Annotated in this window: 19 protein-coding genes and 1 tRNA gene; 3 read left to right on the top strand and 17 right to left on the bottom strand. The window is 47.0% G+C overall.

The window, feature by feature from the left end:
* Window positions 1-79: 79 nt before the first annotated feature.
* Both spoIIM and HUG15_RS10560 read right to left on the bottom strand, forming a co-directional pair.
* Window positions 80-733: a stage II sporulation protein M gene (gene spoIIM / locus HUG15_RS10565; protein WP_200128581.1), complete on the bottom strand. Its 654-nt coding sequence runs from the start codon at window positions 731-733 to the stop codon at window positions 80-82.
* 194 nt (window positions 734-927) lie between these two features.
* Window positions 928-1,458 (bottom strand): NUDIX hydrolase, encoded by a 531-nt coding sequence (locus HUG15_RS10560; RefSeq protein ID WP_200128580.1) that lies wholly within the window; start codon window positions 1,456-1,458, stop codon window positions 928-930.
* A gap of 356 nt (window positions 1,459-1,814) precedes the next feature.
* On the opposite strand from HUG15_RS10560, the gene mciZ reads away from it, so the two are divergent.
* Complete coding sequence (mciZ, locus tag HUG15_RS10555; RefSeq protein ID WP_200128579.1) at window positions 1,815-1,937, top strand: Z-ring formation inhibitor MciZ; 123 nt, start codon at window positions 1,815-1,817, stop codon at window positions 1,935-1,937.
* Window positions 1,938-1,958: 21 nt separating this feature from the next.
* Here mciZ and HUG15_RS10550 read toward each other — a convergent pair whose 3' ends face one another.
* Entirely contained in the window at window positions 1,959-2,480 is a 522-nt protein-coding gene (locus tag HUG15_RS10550; protein WP_200128578.1) for a TlpA family protein disulfide reductase, read from the bottom strand.
* A 48-nt stretch (window positions 2,481-2,528) separates the two neighbouring features.
* On the opposite strand from HUG15_RS10550, the gene uppP reads away from it, so the two are divergent.
* The gene (gene uppP, locus HUG15_RS10545) at window positions 2,529-3,350 is read left to right on the top strand and encodes an undecaprenyl-diphosphatase UppP (protein WP_200128577.1); all 822 of its coding nucleotides are present in this window, start codon (window positions 2,529-2,531) and stop codon (window positions 3,348-3,350) included.
* Window positions 3,351-3,426: 76 nt separating this feature from the next.
* Here the strand turns inward: uppP and HUG15_RS23025 are convergent, their stop codons facing one another.
* From HUG15_RS23025 to HUG15_RS10525, 5 genes are all read right to left on the bottom strand, one after another.
* Window positions 3,427-3,954, bottom strand: a complete 528-nt coding sequence (locus tag HUG15_RS23025) for a hypothetical protein (protein WP_246516720.1) — start codon at window positions 3,952-3,954, stop codon at window positions 3,427-3,429.
* A gap of 125 nt (window positions 3,955-4,079) precedes the next feature.
* On the bottom strand, window positions 4,080-4,673 hold the full coding sequence (gene iscB, locus HUG15_RS23015) for an RNA-guided endonuclease IscB (RefSeq protein WP_246516589.1): 594 nt from the start codon (window positions 4,671-4,673) through the stop codon (window positions 4,080-4,082).
* A gap of 290 nt (window positions 4,674-4,963) precedes the next feature.
* Window positions 4,964-5,812, bottom strand: coding sequence for a fructosamine kinase family protein (locus HUG15_RS10535; RefSeq protein WP_200128576.1), 849 nt, complete (start codon window positions 5,810-5,812; stop codon window positions 4,964-4,966).
* The gene (locus HUG15_RS10530; RefSeq protein WP_200128575.1) at window positions 5,803-6,267 is read right to left on the bottom strand and encodes a low molecular weight protein-tyrosine-phosphatase; all 465 of its coding nucleotides are present in this window, start codon (window positions 6,265-6,267) and stop codon (window positions 5,803-5,805) included. Before HUG15_RS10530 ends, HUG15_RS10535 begins: the two co-directional genes overlap by 10 nt.
* A 13-nt stretch (window positions 6,268-6,280) precedes the next feature.
* Window positions 6,281-6,733 (bottom strand): YaaR family protein, encoded by a 453-nt coding sequence (locus HUG15_RS10525; protein WP_200128574.1) that lies wholly within the window; start codon window positions 6,731-6,733, stop codon window positions 6,281-6,283.
* Between the two features lie 192 nt (window positions 6,734-6,925).
* Between HUG15_RS10525 and prli42 the strand changes: the two genes are divergently transcribed.
* Window positions 6,926-7,018 (top strand): stressosome-associated protein Prli42, encoded by a 93-nt coding sequence (gene prli42 / locus HUG15_RS23655; RefSeq protein WP_200128573.1) that lies wholly within the window; start codon window positions 6,926-6,928, stop codon window positions 7,016-7,018.
* On the opposite strand, the gene HUG15_RS10515 is transcribed toward prli42, so the two are convergent.
* The 9 genes from HUG15_RS10515 to HUG15_RS10475 all read right to left on the bottom strand — a co-directional run bounded on the left by HUG15_RS10515 (window position 7,015) and on the right by HUG15_RS10475 (window position 15,292).
* Window positions 7,015-7,554 carry a L,D-transpeptidase gene (locus tag HUG15_RS10515; RefSeq protein ID WP_200128572.1) on the bottom strand — a complete coding sequence of 180 codons (540 nt, stop codon included), beginning with the start codon at window positions 7,552-7,554 and terminating at the stop codon, window positions 7,015-7,017. The two genes, prli42 and HUG15_RS10515, sit on opposite strands and share 4 nt — an antisense overlap.
* Before the next feature lie 587 nt (window positions 7,555-8,141).
* Window positions 8,142-8,216 (bottom strand) — tRNA-Arg (locus HUG15_RS10510).
* A gap of 83 nt (window positions 8,217-8,299) precedes the next feature.
* A complete protein-coding gene (locus HUG15_RS10505; protein ID WP_200128571.1) occupies window positions 8,300-8,659 on the bottom strand; it encodes a hypothetical protein in 360 nt (119 codons plus the stop codon).
* Window positions 8,660-8,713: 54 nt separating this feature from the next.
* Window positions 8,714-9,175: a BrxA/BrxB family bacilliredoxin gene (locus HUG15_RS10500; RefSeq protein WP_200128570.1), complete on the bottom strand. Its 462-nt coding sequence runs from the start codon at window positions 9,173-9,175 to the stop codon at window positions 8,714-8,716.
* A gap of 359 nt (window positions 9,176-9,534) precedes the next feature.
* Complete coding sequence (locus HUG15_RS10495) at window positions 9,535-10,734, bottom strand: dihydrolipoamide acetyltransferase family protein (protein ID WP_200128569.1); 1,200 nt, start codon at window positions 10,732-10,734, stop codon at window positions 9,535-9,537.
* Between the two features lie 13 nt (window positions 10,735-10,747).
* On the bottom strand, window positions 10,748-11,731 hold the full coding sequence (locus tag HUG15_RS10490; RefSeq protein ID WP_200128568.1) for an alpha-ketoacid dehydrogenase subunit beta: 984 nt from the start codon (window positions 11,729-11,731) through the stop codon (window positions 10,748-10,750).
* Between the two features lie 15 nt (window positions 11,732-11,746).
* On the bottom strand, window positions 11,747-12,739 hold the full coding sequence (locus HUG15_RS10485; RefSeq protein ID WP_200128567.1) for a thiamine pyrophosphate-dependent dehydrogenase E1 component subunit alpha: 993 nt from the start codon (window positions 12,737-12,739) through the stop codon (window positions 11,747-11,749).
* A gap of 11 nt (window positions 12,740-12,750) precedes the next feature.
* Window positions 12,751-14,175, bottom strand: coding sequence for a dihydrolipoyl dehydrogenase (lpdA, locus tag HUG15_RS10480; protein WP_200128566.1), 1,425 nt, complete (start codon window positions 14,173-14,175; stop codon window positions 12,751-12,753).
* A gap of 43 nt (window positions 14,176-14,218) precedes the next feature.
* A complete protein-coding gene (locus HUG15_RS10475) occupies window positions 14,219-15,292 on the bottom strand; it encodes a Glu/Leu/Phe/Val dehydrogenase (protein ID WP_200128933.1) in 1,074 nt (357 codons plus the stop codon).
* Window positions 15,293-15,329: the final 37 nt, after the last annotated feature.

The following is a 15,329-nucleotide window of genomic DNA, read 5'->3' as shown; positions in this document are numbered from 1 at the left end:
ATACTTATTATAAAATCGTCTCCGTATGGTGTCAATCAATAATCATTATCATTCGTAAATAATAATTATTATAATGAAACTATCTGTTCATATGCCACTCGGCGACCAACTCCAATAACACAGGGGACAGAAACGCTTCAATAAGGGAAGCAATGAAAGCAACACCAAGCAAAAGAAGCATCACCAAACATATACGGATGAAAACAGGAAAAATCGGTTCCGGGTGAGCGACTTTTACGAACTGTTGGCGAATCAAGCGCAATGAAAAGGCGACGGATAAAACGCAAACGATAATCATGACCGGCACGATGAGCAAATTTTGCGGAAGAACGGACACCAAGGACAATGAAAATCCGGTCACGCCCAATTGATAAACGAGAAAGCCGACGGTAAATCCGATCGTGAGTCCTTTCAGAAAAAGTAACAATAAAATCAACGGAGAACCAATCACGGATAGCCCGAGAATAAACATAAGCCCTATATACTTGGCATAAAAGCTAAAGCTTTGCCACAACAAAGCGCTTCCGCTTGAAAACTGCCCTTGGCTGACCTGTCCGAAAAATTGCTGAAGATAGGTGAACAAATCTTGTTTTTGCGAAAAGCTCAGGCTGTTGACGACAATTGCACCAAAAATAATGCCGGTAAATAAAAGCACCGATGAGAAAATATATAAAGAACGATGTTCTTGAACGTGTAAACTGATTTGACGCTCGATGAACGGCTTAACATCCACGACAATTCCTCCCTCACGCTTGTCCCGTTAATACAACCTATGAGAGAAGAACGTTTGATATGTTTAATGCTAGATTTTTTTTAATAGGTAGGAAAGCATAAATCAACTTTTTCACCTACATAAGTTGGGCTAAGACTTTCGCCATAAAAGCTTGGGGGGAAACCGAGTTTTCTAAAATCGCTGATAGAAACGAATCAACGAAGCAGCAACGCCTGAATCGCGAAAGCCGTTTTCGCATCGCGTAGTCTTCTTTCCCGTAAAGCAGCGCGCGCATCGGATAACGTCCATTCTTCCACACTCAAAAATTCATCCGCTTCCGTCTGCGAGGGGCCCGCTTGTAAGCCGGTCGCCAAAAAGACACTGATCAGTTCATCCGCGAAGCCCGGTGATGTGTAAAATTGGGCAATTTCATGTAAATGAGCAGCTTTATATCCCGTTTCTTCTTGCAATTCACGCACGGCCGTTGTTATCGGTTCTTCGCCTTTTTCTCTTTTCCCGGCAGGAATCTCCAACAACATTTCTTCCGGTGCTTTCCGAAACTGGCGGACGAGCGGTATTTTCTCCTCGTCTGTTAGACCAATGACGGCTACCGCTCCCGGGTGTTTCACCACCTCACGCGTACTCGTCTTCCCATCGGGAAGCTCCACTTCATGCAGCTGTACATCAATGATTTTTCCAGTATAGATGTTTTTTTTATTTAGAGTTGGTTCGTCGTGCGCGGACATTGATTTGCCTCCTATGTAGGGATTGCTGAACAACTTACATATATCAGCTGAAGCCGGGATGCTGCTTCCATGGCTTCGCTTTTTCGCGGACGAACGGTCCGCAAAACCGGTGCTGCGGGGTCTTGACGCGTCCGTTTTTCCGCTGGAGTCTCGCCATTGCAGCGTCACCCCTTCGTATGTTCCAGAAGTGCAAGGGTTTTCTGCTTTTAGGATAGATTTCCTTGCATCTAGTTTTGACAACATCAACGGAAAATGCTTATGTGTCAATCTTTTTCCGTTATTCAGCAGTCCCTATGTATAAATATGGGCTTGTAAACATAGAACAGTATCACACGAAGTGAATAGGGAGTGCTTCCATGAAAATATACAAATCACCCGATAAAGTCGTTATTCAAGGAAAAGCTTGGCAAGTGCTGCATCTGTTAAAGGCCTATCGCAAGCAATACGAACGTGTACGCGAGTGGACCCGTGAAAAGTAGATGAAGGGAACGATTCACTCGTCATACAAATGGTTGCAGCCTTTCTTCAAGCATCTCTTCGGTAACCTCTCCGACGACGATGTCGACAATAATCCCATCTTCATTAATAAAATATGTGGTCGGCATTCCATCCGTCGGCGGGTAGTCATCAGCAAATTCCCCGTCTTCATCAAATACGATCGGCATCGTAACAGGGTTTTCATCTAAAAATTCTATCGCATCTTCCGGCCTTCGCTCTGTCGTCGTCATATTAACGGCAACGACATTCACGCCGTCGCTTTCGTACGTTTCATGCACTTGATCAAGGACGGGAAACTCACGTATGCAAGGCTCGCACCACGAAGCCCATAGATTCAAAACAACAAAATCACCCTCAAAGTCAGACAAGCTCATGTTTTCGCCATCTACATCGGGCAATTCAAACCCGGGAGCTTGTTCCCCCTGATTGACACCGACCGGCGGGGAGGTTACATTTTTATAGACAATCGTCCCTATGATGATGACGGCAATGAAAACTACTAAAGCGCTGATCCATTTTTTCATCACTATTTCCACCCTATCCGTTGCATTTTGAAAGGAGTCTTTCTCTTTATGAGTATTATTGAAGCAATCATCTTTGGCATTGTCCAAGGGCTCACTGAATTTTTGCCGATTTCCAGCACCGCCCATATCGTCATTTTGCAATGGTTGTTCGGGACGAATTTTGAAGGGCTCACGTTTGAAATTATTTTACATGTTGCCTCTGTACTGGCGTTACTGCTTTTTTTCCGCCATGACGTGGTCGCTATCATCCGCGGATTCTTCCGATTTCTATTGCAAAAAGACACGAATGAACGCGCTTCTTTCCTATTCGGTGTATACTTGCTTGTGGCCACCGTAATTACCGGTGTGCTCGGGTTTATCCTGGAAGATTATGCGGAAGCATTTTTAAAAACACCGCTCGTTATCGGCGGGGCTTTACTTTTAACCGGCATTTTCCTATTAATCATTGAAAATATCCATTATCGTTATACGCGTTCGGTAAACGAGATGAAGCTGATGGATGCTGTCATTATCGGCCTTGCACAAACACTTGCTGTCATCCCGGGGATTTCGCGATCAGGATCAACGTTAATCACGGCGCTCGCGGTGGGGGTTGAACGAAAAACAGCCGTTCGTTTTTCCTTCCTATTGGCTATTCCAGTCATCGCCGGGTCCTCGCTCCTCGCGATCGGGGATATTTTTCAGGGCAGTTTTGCGGAAGGTAATGTCGCCGCGCTCATCCTCTCGTTCATCGTCACATTTGTTTTCTCGCTTATTGGCATCAAATGGTTGATTCAGTGGTTGGAAAAAAGTAAATTATATTATTTTGCCATCTATTGCTTTATCATTGGCTTCGTTGTCATCTTCTTCCTTGATCCGACCGTCATTTGATACCCTTACTTTATCGAATCGAGAAAGGCATTTTCAACAAGGGTTTCGGCAAGGATTCCCCTTCAAAATCTGTGATTTAGTGGGGGAGGAATTGCCAATTGTTTGTGTGTTTGATAAACGTGAGTTCTTTTAGTGGAACTTGTTTGTAACTTTTATCTGGGTTTGTAAGATACTGGTCTTCGATGTTTTTGACAAAGGCCATGCTTGTACCATTGAAACCCGAGATCCATCCCACTTTCCCTTGAAACATCACTTTGTCATTGAGATAAAATCCCTTTAGATACGGTTTGTTCTTTACATTTCGCTGGCTGATTATATTTTTGCATTTTCTTCCTTTTCGTGCTGTTGCTTCATGTAAAGATCGTTTCTTTTTGCGAAACTGCTTGATCTTGAAGATGGAATGGGTGTCATAATCAATCTTATCTATCCCACTGATCGCTATCGCGTCGTTATAATGGGTTTTATCTAACCCTAATGCTTTACGTTTAGGTGTCGTAACGGAACCATAGGTGATATTTGCATCCGAATATTTATCAAACACTCTCCTGCGAAACACATTCATGAACGTACCTTCTTTATAGCTAGGTAGCTTTTTGCCCTCCATCATCCACTCCCAAAGGATTTTCCCTTTTTTATGATTCTCATGCGTATGACAATCGGTACAAACAGTAATGAGATTATCCGCACGATCACTACCACCATGAGAACGATAGACAATATGATGGGTATTCAGTATCTTGCTTTGTTTCTTGCAAACTTGGCACGTATAGTTGTCTCTGGCAAACACAAAATACCGCACATCATAGTAGCCATAGGTGTTTGTCCTTTTTGATAATCGATCCCTAGAATGTCAGGATTGATCATCTTGTGAGGATCGAATTTGCCAACTTCGATTGTTAATGTTGGATTCGGCACAAGGGAACAGAATTTATCGATCCATCTGAATGTGTTTTGAATCCGACTTTCGATACTCGGTGGTAGCCATCCGTCGGGGCGTTTTCGATAGCGTGTCTTACGATGACGCCTTGATTGCCTATACGCTCGTCTTGTATTCAACAAATTTTTCACGTCTTGGCGGGTTTCGATGTCACCTTTTGCAAGCACTTTATCCTCGCTAGTGATCGCAACGCCTGTATCCTTCGCGCCCAAATCAACGCCTATATTCACATTTTGCTTGTAGCCACTTGATCCATATAATAGCTGGATCGTAAAGGGTTCATAAGATACGATTTTAGCTTTCTTTTGTTTCAGTAATCGCCTTGCTTTTTGCGGTTTGCACGGCATTAGTGACTCGCCATGCCTATTTTTTACGAACACTAACATGAAGTGTTCCTCCTTTCTAGGAGTGGTTTCCCTTCGCCAATGTTATCGACCCTTCGCGATGTGGTTGACGTCTCCTACCCCTCAGAGATGTTTACAGTGCCACGAAAGAGCTACGGACTAGGGAATCATCCATAGGTTTCTTCATGGCCGATAACGTAGTCAGTTAAGACTTAGGCTAGTCAATAAAGGCTTTTCAAGCCCCTTCCAATTCTACGAATTGGTGGGGGTTATTGACGCTATTTGCCCACACGAATCACTTCGGCAACTGTATCTTCTGCCGGCGTTATCGTTCACCCAACATACCTTTTCAGTATACGGTCCACACCGCCCCCATACATTTCTCCAAACATATTTAAATGGGCCAACAAGAAATACAATTGATAAATCGGTACGATTTCCTCTTCTTGTTCTTCCCGTTTTATTTTTTCGTGGTAGCTGTCCATCGTTCTTGCCGAAAAGCCACCAAAAAGTGCCATCATCGCTCGATCAAACGCCGGGTCTCCATAAGAAATGGCCGGATCAATGATGTATGGGGCTCCATCTGGTCCCGCGAGCCAATTCCCTGCCCATAAATCCCCATGCAAAAGGGCTGGATATGCCGGCTCAGACAACCATTGATGAAGATTTTCCACAAGTTTATGGGCTCTTTTCTTCCGTTCTTTCGGCAAGTGTCCCCGTTTGTCTGCTTCATCCAATTGCGGAAGCAACCGATAATTTTTGTAAAAATCAATCCACCGCTCCATCATGACATTGCACTGCGGCAAGGTGCCTATGAAATTGTCTTCATCAAAACCGAAACATTCCCCTTTTTCATTGTGCAAATCGGCAATGAGTTCCCCGAGTTGTTCTTCTGTTCGCGGCGCAGGGTTTTCTTCGACCCATGCCAACAACAAGTAATGGCCGCCAAAGCGAACAACTTCCGGCACATTCACCCCGTCGGTATTTCCGAGAATGGAAAGCTGTCTCGCCTCCTTTTGAAAAAAACGGGATGGAGGATTTTCATGGTATTTTAAAAAATAGTGGCGGTTTTTGGAACGGATTTGAAACGTTTGATTAATATCGCCACCACTCATCGCCATGGTTGATGCATTTTCATCGATTCCTGCTGCCTTTAACACATTCACGGGAATCACAGCCATTCGTTTTCTACCTCTTCGAGAAGCGTTTCGCAAGCTTCATCGACCATGTCATACACTTCTTGAAAGTTGCCGGTGAAATATGGATCAGGCACATCGCTCTCCTCCCGCTCGGAGTAATCAAGAAGGCGGACGATTTCTACCTTTTGCGTTTGTTTCCGCAATGTTTGTAAAAACCCAAGATTTTCAGCATCCAATGCCACAACAATGTCAAAACTGTCCAAGTCCTCTTTGACGACCTGTCGCGCGATCAATCCGCTTGCATCAATCTCATTTTTAGTGAGAATGTTCATCGTCTCCTCGTGGGGAGGCTGCCCAACATGCCAGTGTCCCGTCCCCGCCGATTCAACATGAAGCTGCTCGCCCAAACCGCGATCGGCTGCTTTTTTTCGTAAAATTGCTTCCGCCATTGGCGAACGGCAAATATTTCCTAAACAGACAAATAAAACACGAAGCATTTCCAACACCTCTTTACCTATATAAATTCAATAATAGTCCACGAATTTCATCGACGTGCGCCAGAATGTCCAAATGGACGGCTTCATTTTCAATCATGTCTTCGGTTAGTCTCATCAGTTTTTCATCGACTTCCGTAACGATTCTGCAAGCGTTTGTTCCTCGTCGATTGAAGCTGCGCCTGTCTTCGATTTGCAATCCATTTCGGACGACATCATCCATAAAGTTTCTGATTAGTTTTTTATATTCACGTAACTCTTTGGCGGTCCGGAACTCCGCCAACATTTTCCCTTGGTCTTCAATGGTGTTCATCGCGGCTTGCAACCGATCAGCGTTAACAGATTGACGCTGATGGTTCATGATGTCTTGAAACGACTGAGACCGAAGCCCTTGATTCGAGGGCGCGGTCATAGATCTCCTCATCATGCGCGAAGAAGTTTCCGTTTTCCCGAGATGTTCAATGTCCAATGGTCGTCCCCCTTGTTTTAATCATTATGACGCAGGATAGGGCCAGCTTCAAACGAAATATGTATGATTGCTTTCATTTTATCATATCTTGATGGGAAAGGGCTTGGCTTTTGCCATATTCGGGACTTGAGTAAATCGTCAAAAACTCGTAAAATATGAGTAACAGAATATGTACGTTGGAGGGATAAAACAATGCCTCGCAATTTGCAAAAAACAATTGTTTTCGTAATGATTTTTGTGTTGGTGGTAGGCACCTTTTTAGCCGGATTCGGCGCCATGATTTAAAACGAGAAAGGGATTCCTTTCTCGTTTTTTAATACTCCGTTTTCTCTTGCTATATCTTCTATTTCTTGTTCAGGTTCTGTTCCGATCCATATTTTTGTTCCAATCGGCACTTGATCATAAAGGCCGTTCACTTCTTCATTATGCATGCGAATGCACCCTAAAGAAACATTTTCGCCGATCGTGCTGCTGTCGTTCGTCCCGTGCACGCCATATGTCCGTCCGTCGGTGTCGCCCGCATCAAAGCCGATCCAACGGCTTCCGAGAGGGTTATCTGGATCCCCGCCATCGATATCTTGCGCCCGATAATAAGGTTGCTCCGCCTTCACAATCACCGTAAAAATGCCCTCAGGCGTGTCATCTGCATCTTTTCCCGTTGCAACGTCGTACACGTGGTCCAATTCGCCATCCTCTATCCAACCCAATTCATTCGTAGACTTGTTAACGATAATAAAGGGTTCCCCCGGAAAGGGGTCCACATCCATCGGCCACAAAGGAGCAAAAAGAAAAATAGCCGCAGCCAAACATTTAAACAACATGACGTACCTCCCTACCTGTTTTATTCTTTATCATTCGCTTTTTCTCGCAGAGTATGTACCTTTTTTCCGTTAGAAAAACTTGACTTATCGCCAAGGATGGCGTAAATCAAAGTCTTTTCTTATACTATCATCCGAACAATTTATACATTCTGATAGCGTTAGAAAATTTGGCTTTTCGCCAAGCTTTTATGGTGAAAAGCCTTTATCCAACTTATGTAAGTAGGGATTGCTGAGCAACTTGCAGATATCAGCTGAAGCCGGGATGCCGCTTCCATGGCTTCGCTTTTTCGCGGACGAACGGTCAAGCCTCCTCGCGCAAAACCGGCGCTGCGGGGTCTTGACGTGTCCGTTTTTCCGCTGGAGTCTCGCCATTGCAGCGTCATCCCTCCGTATGTTTCCAGACGTGCAAGGGTTTTCTGCTTTTAGGATAGATTTCCTTGCATCCAGTTTTGACAACATCAACGGAAAATGCTTATGTGCCAATCTTTTTCCGTTATTCAGCAATCCCTAAGTAAGAAAGTTGATTTAGACTTTCTTATCTTCCAAAATAAAAAAGACCTCCGGAACGGAGATCTTGCATTATGTATTGGCGCGCCTACCAGGATTCGAACCTGGAATACGAGAACCGGAATCTCGCGTGATATCCATTTCACCATAGGCGCCCTAAACAGACAACTTTTATTATATGAGGAGAAGGACGCCCTGTCAAATGCTAGATGTTGGAGGTGGGAGCTGAGAGACACGTTTATTGTTCTTCCGATTGTTCCTCTAACATGGCGTGGAAGCGGTCGTTGATTTGTTCATCGTTGTAACCGAGGGTTTGCAAACGTTTCGTGAAGTTTTGCGCCCACAATTTTGCGCGTTCACGCATTCGCTTATATTTTTTTGCCTCTTTCCCTTTGCGGTTTTCCTTGAAACGATTTTCAGCGTTTGAAGCAATACTTTCAACGACGAGCAACCCTTGCCAAATTTGTTCTTCCTCAAGTTCATTCCCGTGTTCCTGAAGGTAATCGATGACTTTTTTGTAGAAATCCTGAAATTCCTTAAAATCAATTTCGCCTTCCATGTTTAGGTAAACCTGTACTTGTTGATATAAATCGTTCATCCGTTGACACCTCTTATGTATGTTGTGAAAAGCGTGAAGCCGCTAACGGCGGCTTCACGAGCAATGTTCATCAAACGCGGCTTCCAATCTTTGCACGACTTCGATTGGTTCATGCCCTTCAATTTCATGGCGCTCAACCATCGTTTTAATTTTCCCGTCCTTCATAAGCGCAAACGATGGGGAAGACGGTCCATAGCCTTCAAAATATTCACGTGCATGATCAGTTGCTTCCCGGTCTTGCCCGGCGAAGACAGTCACGAAGCGATCAGGTTTGGTCTCATAATTTTGCATATAGGCAGCTGCCGGACGTGCAATTCCACCTGCGCACCCGCATACAGAATTGACCATCACCAATGTAGTCCCTTCATCTTTAAATGTTTTATCTACGTCTTCAGGCGTGCTTAAATGTTCATAGCCTGCCTCTGTCATCTCATCGCGTGCCGCTTGTACGACATCATTCATGAAATATTCAAACTGCACGAGTATTTCTCCTTTCCTAAGGGGGGATATGTTCATCCATTATTGTACCGATTGTAAACGGAAAACTCAAATACCATGCTTACTGGAAGTGAGAGGTGGGAAGTGGGAAGTGGGAGGAAATGAAACCTCTCTCGATACGATTACTCCGTTTCGGTCATCATGAGTACTTCATGACGACCGTACGGGTTACGAGTTCTCGGTTTCGGGCTCCATGACCCGTTCATGAAACCCGAACAGACGACGGATCAACGATTTCGGTCACCATGGAGCCTTCATGGCGACCCGTTTCACCTGCTTTCTCTGCTTTCGGGGGCCATGAACCTTTCATGAGAGAATATTCCAATATTTTCCTTTCACTGGTGTCATGAAGCCCAATCCCCCTCCGCCTCTTACTTTTACATCCCTTCCCCGTTAAACTGTTCCAGCTGCTCTTTCACATAGGCGAGGAACCTCCCGCAAATCAATCCGTCCAGCACGCGGTGATCGAGTGAAAGGCAAAGGTTGGCCATATGACGCACGGCAATCATATCGTCCTCTTTCACAACCGGGCGTTTAACGATGGATTCCACGGAAAGAATCGCGGCTTGCGGATAATTAATAATAGGCATCGACTGCACGGAACCGAAAGCCCCCGTGTTGTTTAATGTAAACGTCCCCCCGCGCATATCATCGCTCGTCAGTCCCCCGTTTCTCGTCTTCTCGGCGAGAGCATGCAAGGAACGCGCCAATCCCCGGATATTCTTATCATCGGCATTTGCGATCACCGGAACATAAAGCGCTTCCTCGGTGGCGACGGCCATCGAAAGGTTGATGTCCTTTTTGCGTATAATATGATCGCCTTGCCAGGTCGCGTTAAGTTCGGGGTATTTCCGAAGCCCCGCAGTCACCGCTTGCATAAAGAAAGGCATAAACGTTAACGGGAACCCTTCTTGTTTGCGAAACGCTTCTTTTTCTTTCTCGCGGTAGCGGGCGATATTGGTGACATCCACTTCGACCATCGTCCATGCATGGGGGATTTCCTGTTTGCTTTGACTCATGTTTGCAGCAATGGCTTTACGCACGCCGGTCACGGGGATGATCTCGTCGGCGGAGGAACTTGAGGCAAGCTGTTCCTCACGTTGCGGCTCCGATGCTTTCGCTGTCATTGTCTCCCCTTCATCCAGTTTCTTTTCCACATCTTTTCGGGTAATGCGTCCGCCTCTGCCTGAGCCCTCGATTTTATCTAAATCAATGTTATGTTTTTGTGCCAGTGAAAGAACGGCCGGGGAATAGCGCTTCTTTTGTGACTGTTCTTCTTTTTGATCCACTTGCTGCTCCTTCTGCGGTTCACGCTCCGGCGGCTTTTTCTCCCGGGCATCCTCCGTCTCGATATAAGCCACCACGTCCCCGACTTGCACCGTCTCATTTTCCTTCGCGACAATATCACTTATCGTACCCGTGTAGGAAGAGGGAACCTCCGCGTTGACTTTGTCCGTGTCCACTTCCGCGATCGGTTCATATTTATTCACGTTGTCCCCGGGATTCACGAGCCACTGGGTGATCGTTCCTTCCGTTACGCTTTCTCCTAGTTGAGGCATAGCGATCTCTTTTTTCATTGAAAAGCACCTCCTAAAATTCCGCCAGTTCGCGAATGGCTTGCTCTACTTTTTCCGCGTTCATCATGAAATACTTTTCCAACGGAGGCGCGTAAGGCATAGACGGGACATCGGGAGACGCGAGACGCCGGACAGGCGCATCAAGGTCAAACAAGCAGTCCTCGGCAATCGTCGCCGCAGCTTCATTCAACACACTGCCTTCTTTGTTGTCTTCAGTGATGAGCAAAATTTTTCCTGTTCGCCGGGCAGCATGGGCAACGGCTTCACGGTCCATCGGATAAAGCGTGCGCAAATCCAGCACGTGAGTGGATATCCCTTCGCCTTGCAGCTTTTCAGCCGCTTCCAATGCAAAATGGACGCACAGTCCATACGTCATCACCGTGACATCTTCCCCTTCCCGTTTCACATCCGCCGTCCCGATGGGCACTGTATATTCGTCATCGGGGATATTCCCCTTGATTAAACGGTAGGCTTTTTTATGTTCAAAAAACAAAACGGGATCAGGGTCGCGAATGGCTGCTTTCAAAAGGCCTTTCACATCATACGGCGTCGATGGGGCGACCACTTTCAGTCCGGGAGTGCTCGCGAACAGCGCTTCTACGGATTGGGAATGGTAGAGCGCTCCGTGGATCCCCCCGCCGTAAGGTGCGCGAATCGTGATTGGCACATGCCAGTCATTATTGGAACGATAGCGGATTTTCGCCGCTTCCGAAATAATCTGATTAACGGCCGGGAGCATAAAATCGGCAAATTGCATCTCTGCTACCGGGCGCAGTCCGTACATGGCAGCTCCGATGCCTACACCTGCGATTGCCGACTCCGCCAAGGGGGTATCAAGCACCCGGTTTTCGCCGAATTGTTCATAAAGCCCTTCGGTCGCGCGAAATACGCCACCTTTGGCAGCTACATCTTCACCGAGAACGAAAACCCCGTCATCTTTTTCCATTTCCTCTTTTAATGCTTCCGTGACTGCACTGATATAATTTCTCGTCGCCATTGTACGCCTCCTCTCTTACTGGCCATAAACGTGGTCCAACGTTGTTTCCGCCTCCGCGTAAGCCGCCGTTTCCGCCACTTCCGTTGCCTCATCAATCGTTTTTTGTATTCGTTCATGAATGTCTTTTTCGTCCGCATCCGCCAACAAACCGTGTTCTTTTAAATAGTCGGCAAAGGTTATAATGCCGTCCTTTTTCTTGGCGTCATCCACTTCATCCCGCTCGCGGTATGAACGGTCGTCATCGTCGCTTGAATGTGGTGTTAGACGGTAAGATAAGGTTTCAATCAATGCCGGCCCGCCTCCATCGCGCGCGTGGTCGGCAGCTTTTTTGACCGACTCATAGACAACGAGAGGATCATTACCGTCAACGGTTTCCCCGGGCATTCCATACGCGTAAGCTCGATCGGAAACACGTTCTGTAGCGATTTGACGATCCGCAGGCACAGAGATCGCGTACTTGTTGTTTTCACAGAAAAAAATAACCGGCAACTGGTGAACACCTGCAAAATTCGCGGCTTCGTGAAAATCTCCTTGATTCGAGGATCCTTCACCAAAAGAGGTCAGACAAACAAAAGGATCATTTTTAATTCTGCCGGCAAAGGCTATGCCTACTGCATGGGGCACTTGGGTCGTCACAGGGGATGACCCCGTGACGATTCGATGTTTTTTGCTGCCAAAGTGATTAGGCATTTGTCGTCCCCCGGAATTGGGGTCTTCTGCTTTGGCAAAGCCGGCGAGCATTAAATCTTTCACCGTCATGCCAAAGTGTAGGACCATCCCTACATCCCGGTAATAGGGGAGAAGATAATCCTTTTCTGTATCCAACGCCATTGCCGCTCCCACCTGTGCTGCTTCGTGCCCTTGGCAGGACACGACGAACGGGATTTTTCCGGCCCGGTTCAATAACCACATCCGTTCATCGATTTTGCGGGCGGTGAGCATCGTTTGAAACATCTCCAGCAATTGTTCACGGTTTAAGCCCAGTTTCTCGTGTTTACTTTCGGCCATAGGTATCCCTCCTATCTATGAATGGCACGTCGATCTGCATGAAGGGCCGCTTCCTTAAACACTTCGGATAGACTCGGATGCGGATGAACCGTCTCTGCCACTTCCCAATCGGCCGCATCCAACAACATGGCAAGGGCTCCTTCCGAAATCAATTCCGTTGCATTCGATCCTATCATGTGAACTCCGAGTAAATCGTTGTTTTCCCCGTTGGAAATAAATTTGCAAAAACCTTCCGCATCCCCATTAATAAGTGCTTTCCCAATCGCGCGAAGCGGAAACGTACCGACTTTCACTTGAAAACCTTGGGTTTTTGCTTCCGACTCGCTTAAACCGATGGACGCAACTTCCGGATGGCTGTACGTGCACCTCGGCATTTGCCGTTCGTTTAATCCTGCGGAGCTTTGCTCATTCATATGTTCCACAGCAACAACCCCCTGGTGCGAAGCCACATGGGCGAGCTCATACCCTTGCGTCACATCACCGATGGCGTACATATGCGCTTCCTTTGTTTGCCCCCACTCGTTGGTGACGATTTTGCCATCTTCGGTTTCAATTTCCGTATTTTGAAGGCCGATATCGGAAATGTTAGCTTCCCGACCGATGGAAACGAGCAAACACTCTGCAGCAAATGTATAGTTCTCTCCATCCACCAGCGCCTGCACACCGATATATTCAGGCTCAACGTGCATACCCTCTGTTTGCACTTCCGCATTTAAATAAATACGGACGCCCCTCTTTTCCAACTGTTTTTTCATTTCAGCGGAAATAGCTTCATCTTCACCCGGAAGCAAACGGTCCCGCGCTTCCAATACGGTGACTTCGACCCCAAAATCAATGAGCATGGAAGCCCATTCCGTTCCGATTACCCCGCCGCCGATGATCGTCATCGACGAAGGTAATCGTTCCATAAATAACGCATCGTCCGACGTCATGACGTTTTCATGGGAAAAATCCATCCCTTTGAGACGTCTCGGTTGTGACCCGGTCGCGATCAGCACGTGTTTGGGAACGAGCACTTCGTTTTCCGTGCCGTCCGTGTACTCGATTGATATACTGCCGGCACTCGGTGAAAAAATGGAAGGTCCCAAAATACGTGCATGGCCTGCGAACACGTTAATATTTTCATTTTGAAGCAATTGTTGAACACCGGCATGCAGCTTATCAACGACCGCTTGTTTACGGGTCTGCACTTTTGTAAAATCAAGTTTCGCCCCTTCTGTTTCGACCCCGAACGCTGCCGATTCTTTGACTTCCCTATACACTTCCGCACTTCGCAACAGGGCCTTACTCGGGATGCAGCCTTTGTGAAGGCAAGTCCCGCCGAGGGCCCCTTTCTCAATGATTGCCACCCGGTTTCCGAGTTGGGCGGCGCGGATGGCAGCCACGTAGCCTCCGGTTCCCGCTCCGATCACGACAAGGTCATATTCATCGGCCATTGTGTACCTCCTCATCTATTTTCAACGCCTGCACACGACGAAATCAAGAAAAAATATCTTTTGGATCTTTGATATACGCTTTTTTTGCTTTGCGAACATTTTCGATCCGCTCTACGGCGAGTTGATTGGCTGCCTGATGCGTAGGCACCCCGTCCCGCTTGGCAATCTCAAACACCTTTGCCATTTGGTCATACAGACTTTCTACGCTTCTCATCGCCCGCTCCTCGTTGTATCCTTGCAATTCATCGGCCACGTGAATGACGCCTCCCGCGTTAATCACATAATCCGGCGCATAAAGAATTCCTTTTTCATGAAGGGCGTCGCCGTGACGGGAATGATGCAACTGATTATTTGCAGACCCCGCGATGATCTTTGCAGTGATGCGATCCATCGTGTCATCATTAATCACCGCTCCAAGGGCGCAGGGGGCAAAAATATCGCACTCCACACCATAGATCTCTTCCGTCCCGACAGCGCGAGCCGCAAATTCATTCACCGCACGTTGTACCGTCGGCTCATGAATATCGGTTACAACGAGTTTCGCTCCTTCCGCATGCAAATGTTTGCACAGGTGATAAGCGACGCTGCCGACACCTTGCACGGCCACGGTTCTGCCCTCCAGTGAATCAGAGCCGAACGCTTCTCTGGCGCTCGCCTTCATTCCCATGTACACACCGTATCCGGTCAGTGGGGAAGGGTTCCCGCCTCCGCCGGGCGTGGCTGGCGAACGTCCGGTTACGTAATCGGTCTCCAAGTGAATTGTATCCATATCCGGCTCTGCCATCCCTACATCCTCGGCTGTAATGTAACGACCGCTCAAACCTTGAATATAGCGACCGAATGCCCGTAGTTTCGATTCGTTTTTCTCATGACGGCTATCTCCGATGATAACCGCTTTTCCCCCTCCCAAATTAAGGCCGGCTGCTGCGTTTTTATACGTCATTCCTTTTGCTAGCCGCAATACATCGACGAGCGCTTCCTCCTCATTTTCATACGGCCACATCCTCGTCCCTCCCAATGCAGGACCGAGGGTCGTATCGTGTATAGCAATAATCGCTTTTAACCCTGAAGATTCTTCTTGGCAAAAGACGACTTGTTCAAAGTTTTCTTCCGACATATGTTCAAATAATTTCACGGTAAAGGCCTCCTTCAAG

The sequence above is a fragment of the Salicibibacter cibarius genome, from assembly GCF_016495725.1.
GTDB lineage: Bacteria > Bacillota > Bacilli > Bacillales > Marinococcaceae > Salicibibacter > Salicibibacter cibarius.
The sequence above is the reverse complement of the archived record's forward strand: the minus strand, read 5'-3'. Positions and strand labels throughout refer to the sequence as shown.

What these genes read in the sequence shown, in the direction of transcription:
- HUG15_RS10560 (WP_200128580.1), bottom strand. Translation starts at nt 1,458, where the DNA reads ATGTCCGCGCACGACGAACCAACTCTAAATAAAAAAAACATCTATACT.
- mciZ (WP_200128579.1), top strand. Translation starts at nt 1,815, where the DNA reads ATGAAAATATACAAATCACCCGATAAAGTCGTTATTCAAGGAAAAGCT.
- HUG15_RS10550 (WP_200128578.1), bottom strand. Translation starts at nt 2,480, where the DNA reads ATGAAAAAATGGATCAGCGCTTTAGTAGTTTTCATTGCCGTCATCATC.
- uppP (WP_200128577.1), top strand. Translation starts at nt 2,529, where the DNA reads ATGAGTATTATTGAAGCAATCATCTTTGGCATTGTCCAAGGGCTCACT.
- HUG15_RS23025 (WP_246516720.1), bottom strand. Translation starts at nt 3,954, where the DNA reads ATGGAGGGCAAAAAGCTACCTAGCTATAAAGAAGGTACGTTCATGAAT.
- iscB (WP_246516589.1), bottom strand. Translation starts at nt 4,673, where the DNA reads ATGTTAGTGTTCGTAAAAAATAGGCATGGCGAGTCACTAATGCCGTGC.
- HUG15_RS10535 (WP_200128576.1), bottom strand. Translation starts at nt 5,812, where the DNA reads ATGGCTGTGATTCCCGTGAATGTGTTAAAGGCAGCAGGAATCGATGAA.
- HUG15_RS10530 (WP_200128575.1), bottom strand. Translation starts at nt 6,267, where the DNA reads ATGCTTCGTGTTTTATTTGTCTGTTTAGGAAATATTTGCCGTTCGCCA.
- prli42 (WP_200128573.1), top strand. Translation starts at nt 6,926, where the DNA reads ATGCCTCGCAATTTGCAAAAAACAATTGTTTTCGTAATGATTTTTGTG.
- HUG15_RS10515 (WP_200128572.1), bottom strand. Translation starts at nt 7,554, where the DNA reads ATGTTGTTTAAATGTTTGGCTGCGGCTATTTTTCTTTTTGCTCCTTTG.
- HUG15_RS10505 (WP_200128571.1), bottom strand. Translation starts at nt 8,659, where the DNA reads ATGAACGATTTATATCAACAAGTACAGGTTTACCTAAACATGGAAGGC.
- HUG15_RS10500 (WP_200128570.1), bottom strand. Translation starts at nt 9,175, where the DNA reads ATGAACATATCCCCCCTTAGGAAAGGAGAAATACTCGTGCAGTTTGAA.
- HUG15_RS10495 (WP_200128569.1), bottom strand. Translation starts at nt 10,734, where the DNA reads ATGAAAAAAGAGATCGCTATGCCTCAACTAGGAGAAAGCGTAACGGAA.
- HUG15_RS10490 (WP_200128568.1), bottom strand. Translation starts at nt 11,731, where the DNA reads ATGGCGACGAGAAATTATATCAGTGCAGTCACGGAAGCATTAAAAGAG.
- HUG15_RS10485 (WP_200128567.1), bottom strand. Translation starts at nt 12,739, where the DNA reads ATGGCCGAAAGTAAACACGAGAAACTGGGCTTAAACCGTGAACAATTG.
- lpdA (WP_200128566.1), bottom strand. Translation starts at nt 14,175, where the DNA reads ATGGCCGATGAATATGACCTTGTCGTGATCGGAGCGGGAACCGGAGGC.
- HUG15_RS10475 (WP_200128933.1), bottom strand. Translation starts at nt 15,292, where the DNA reads ATGTCGGAAGAAAACTTTGAACAAGTCGTCTTTTGCCAAGAAGAATCT.